Raw genomic sequence first — 3,461 nt, 5'->3', positions numbered from 1 at the left:
ACCCGGACGCCCGCGAGCGGGCCCTGCTTGGCGGTGGATGGAGTGCTCACGCCCTACCTCGGTTCATCGTCGATCCCAGTGCGCACCGGCTCACAACACCGGTGTTGACGGTATGACAATAACGCGGCGGCATGAACGATCGGCAAGCCCTCCCTCGAGGAGTCAGCGCTCGATCTTGGGCAGCGGGATCGTGTCCGGGGGAGGGGGCGGCGGTAGTTCGGAGCGGTGCAGGCGCAGCGTCGGCGATTTCGGCGCGAGCAGCGGCAGTGTCGGCGTCGGATCCGCGAAGCGGGGTTCCTTGGCGGGCAGCCGGTAGAAGGCGCGCGCGTTGTCGTCCAGCACCCGATGCAGGTCGGCACCGACCGCATCCGCGATCACCTTGATATCGCGGTCCAGGAACGGCCGCCCCGCACGGGTGCCGGGCAGATCGGAGCCGAACATGAGCGCCTCGGGATTCACCGCGTGAATCCGGCGCATCGCGGTGCCCACGTCCATGCTCACGCGGCCGAATCCGGTCGCCTTCACCTTCGCGCCGCGATCGACCAGGTTGAGCAGGTACGGCAGGCATTCGTCGGACATGCCCAGGTGGTCGATGGAGAGCGTCGGCAGCTTGGTGATGACCGGTTCCAGCGACCCCAGCATGGACCCGTCGATGTACAGCTCCACATGCCAGCCGACCAGCTCGTAGGCGCGCAGCGCGAGCATGGTGAGCCCGACGATATCGCCGCCGGCGCGCTTGAAATTGAACCGGATCGCGCGCACCCCCGCGCGGTCGAGATCGATGATCTCCTCATCGGTGGCGTCTTCACTCAGATTGACGACGCCGACCCAGCCCTCGCCCAATTCGGCGAGGGCGGCCCGGAGGAAATTCTGCTGATTGCCCTGGAAGGACCCGCTGACCACCGCGCCACCGTCGATATCGAAGCGCTGCATGCGCCGCCGATAATCCGCGATGGTGTACGGGTCGGGCAGGTAGCCCTCGTTCTCGGCCAGCGGGAACCGCGGGTCGAAGATGTGGAGATGGGCATCGAACACGTGATCAGCATGCCTCAGAACGGTGACAAGTGCGGAAGACCTTGTCCACCTGGCGGATTCAGCCAGGTCAGAGCTATCAGGAAACCTTGTCCGGCTCGCTCGCGCGAATCATGTCCTCGCGCTCGACAACCTTCACCCGCTCGCGGCCTTCGGGCTCGCCCAGGGCGCGCTCGTGCGCGTCCAGGCGGTACCAGCCGGCCCAGGTGGTGAAGGGGACGCCCTTGCTCTCCAGGAACGAGGTCACCGCGTCCAGCTCCGGCTCGGCAGCCGGGGTGAAAGCGGCGGCGTCGTCGAGCAGGCAGGCGATGGTCTCGTTCGCGTCGCCCTTGGTGTGGCCGATGAGGCCGACCGGGCCGCGCTTGATCCAGCCGGTGACGTAGGTCTGCGGCATGAAGCGCGCCGCGCCGTCGGCGTCCTCGTCGAGCAGTACCCGTCCGGCCTCGTTGGGCACGGTGCCGGCCTGGTCGTCGAACGGCAGCGCCGGAATGTTCTGCGACAGGTACCCGACCGCGCGATACACGGCCTGCACGTCGAAGTCCTTGAAATTGCCGGAGCCCTTGACGTTCCCGGTGCCGTCGAGCGCGGTGCGCTCGGTGCGCAGGCCGACGACCTTGCCGTCGGCGTCACCGAGGATCTCGGCGGGGCTCTCGAAGAAGTGCAGGAAAAGCTTGTGCGGGCGGTCGCCCACATCGCGAATGGCCCACTGCTCGAGGGTGTTGCAGATCATGTCGACCTGCTTCGAGTGCCGGCGTGCGGCCTCTGAACCCTCGTCGTAGTCGATGTCCTCGGGGTCGACGATGACCTCGATGGTCGGCGAGTGGTCGAGCTCGCGTAGCTCGAGCGGCGTGAACTTGGCCTGCGCGGGACCGCGGCGTCCGAAGACGTGCACCTCGAGGGCCTTGTTCTCCTTCAGGCCCGCGTACACGTTCGGCGGGATCTCGGTGGGCAGCAGTTCGTCGCCGGTCTTGGCGAGCACACGCGCCACATCGAGCGCCACATTGCCGACGCCGAGCACGGCGACCTTCTCGGCATCCAGCGGCCAGCTGCGCGGCACGTCCGGGTGCCCGTCGTACCAGGAGACGAAGTCGGCGGCGCCGAAGCTGCCTTCGAGTTCGATGCCCGGGACCTCGAGCGCGCGGTCGGCGTTCGCACCGGTGGAGAAGATGACCGCGTCGTAGAAGCGCTGCAGGTCTTCCAGGGTGATGTCGACGCCGTAGTCGATATTGCCGAGCAGGCGGACCTGGTCCTTGTCGAGCACCTTGTGCAGGGCGGTGATGATGCCCTTGATGCGCGGGTGGTCGGGGGCGACGCCGTAGCGGATCAGACCGAACGGCGCGGGCATCCGCTCGTAGAGGTCGATGCTCACTCCGTCGAAACCGCTGGGGTTGTCGGATTTCATCAACGCGTCGGCGGCGTAGATTCCGGCCGGACCGGCGCCCACGATCGCAATGCGGAGCGGGCGGGCCGCCGCACCGTGGCGCGAGTCGGACACCGTCCCGGACTGCGTATCGGTCGCTGCACTCTGTTCGGTCATTCTCACGCGCACCTTTGGTTGGAACTATCTGTCGTCAGGTCTCAGCCGTCGTTCTTAGCTTAGGCTAAGTTGGCGCCCTCGCCCCGGGTGCCACCGTTGGATCCCCGAGGCTGCAGCGTTGCTGCCTGGTATTGCTATTCCCGCTCGTTCAGGGAAATTCTGCTGATTCTATCGGTGGAAGGAACCCCCCGCCCGCGGCGGTGCGATGAACTGTACGAATGCCCATCCCGCTCGCTGAGCGGTGCGGCGGATCGCGTGCTCGCGCCCTACGGGCATGATCAACCCATGAGCGACGTCGATGACCAGGCGGTTCCGATCGAACAGGACGAGGCCAGGAGCATGCTGCCGTTCCTGCTGGCGGCCGGCATCCTGGTGCTGGTGGTTATCGGGATCGTGGTCGCCACCCTGATGTCGCCGGCTGAGAAGAATCTCACAGATTCCGGTCAGCTGGCCGTCGCCGCCCGCAATTTCATCCAATCCCGCAGCGACGGTGGCGCACTCGATCCGACCGTGGTGTGCAAGGGCTTCGACGACAACCGTTCGCCGCTGAAAATCGCGGTCGAGGGCGGCCCGAAACTCGACATCGTGGGGCTCGCCGACTCGAAAATCGACGGTGATCGTGCGAGCGCCGCGGTCACCTTTCGTGCCGACAGTCACGATACGACCGCTACCTGGGCTTTCACCCGTGCTGATGGCAAGTGGCTGGTCTGTAATTCCTGAGGGCCGATTGCCCCGTGTGACAGGCGGGACAAACCGACCGCAGTGGTTTGACAGTGAGGCATCATTTTCGGCAATCTCAACCCAGGTCATGAGTATCAGCGCGAAGCCCCGGCTGGCTGATCGGCAACCCTCCTCCGCGGCGGGGTGCTCCGGGTGACGACCTGGCCGCGCA

At 66.3% G+C, this 3,461-nt stretch carries 3 protein-coding genes and 1 riboswitch; of the genes, 1 reads left to right on the top strand and 2 read right to left on the bottom strand.

Going from position 1 to position 3,461, the window contains the following annotated elements:
- Window positions 1–162: 162 nt before the first annotated feature.
- Window positions 163–1,035 carry an amidohydrolase family protein gene (locus JWN03_RS37145; protein WP_297625387.1) on the bottom strand — a complete coding sequence of 291 codons (873 nt, stop codon included), beginning with the start codon at window positions 1,033–1,035 and terminating at the stop codon, window positions 163–165.
- 76 nt (window positions 1,036–1,111) lie between these two features.
- The gene (locus tag JWN03_RS37140) at window positions 1,112–2,569 is read right to left on the bottom strand and encodes an FAD-dependent oxidoreductase (protein ID WP_297625384.1); all 1,458 of its coding nucleotides are present in this window, start codon (window positions 2,567–2,569) and stop codon (window positions 1,112–1,114) included.
- Window positions 2,570–2,854: 285 nt separating this feature from the next.
- On the opposite strand from JWN03_RS37140, the gene JWN03_RS37135 reads away from it, so the two are divergent.
- Window positions 2,855–3,289 carry an Rv0361 family membrane protein gene (locus JWN03_RS37135; RefSeq protein ID WP_297625381.1) on the top strand — a complete coding sequence of 145 codons (435 nt, stop codon included), beginning with the start codon at window positions 2,855–2,857 and terminating at the stop codon, window positions 3,287–3,289.
- Window positions 3,290–3,373: 84 nt separating this feature from the next.
- Window positions 3,374–3,461: riboswitch (SAM riboswitch) on the top strand. This riboswitch is flagged as partial in the annotation.

The sequence above is a fragment of the Nocardia sp. genome (assembly GCF_025465275.1).
Lineage (GTDB): Bacteria > Actinomycetota > Actinomycetes > Mycobacteriales > Mycobacteriaceae > Nocardia.
Note: the sequence above shows the minus strand (reverse complement) of the source record. Positions and strands in the feature narration are given on the sequence as shown.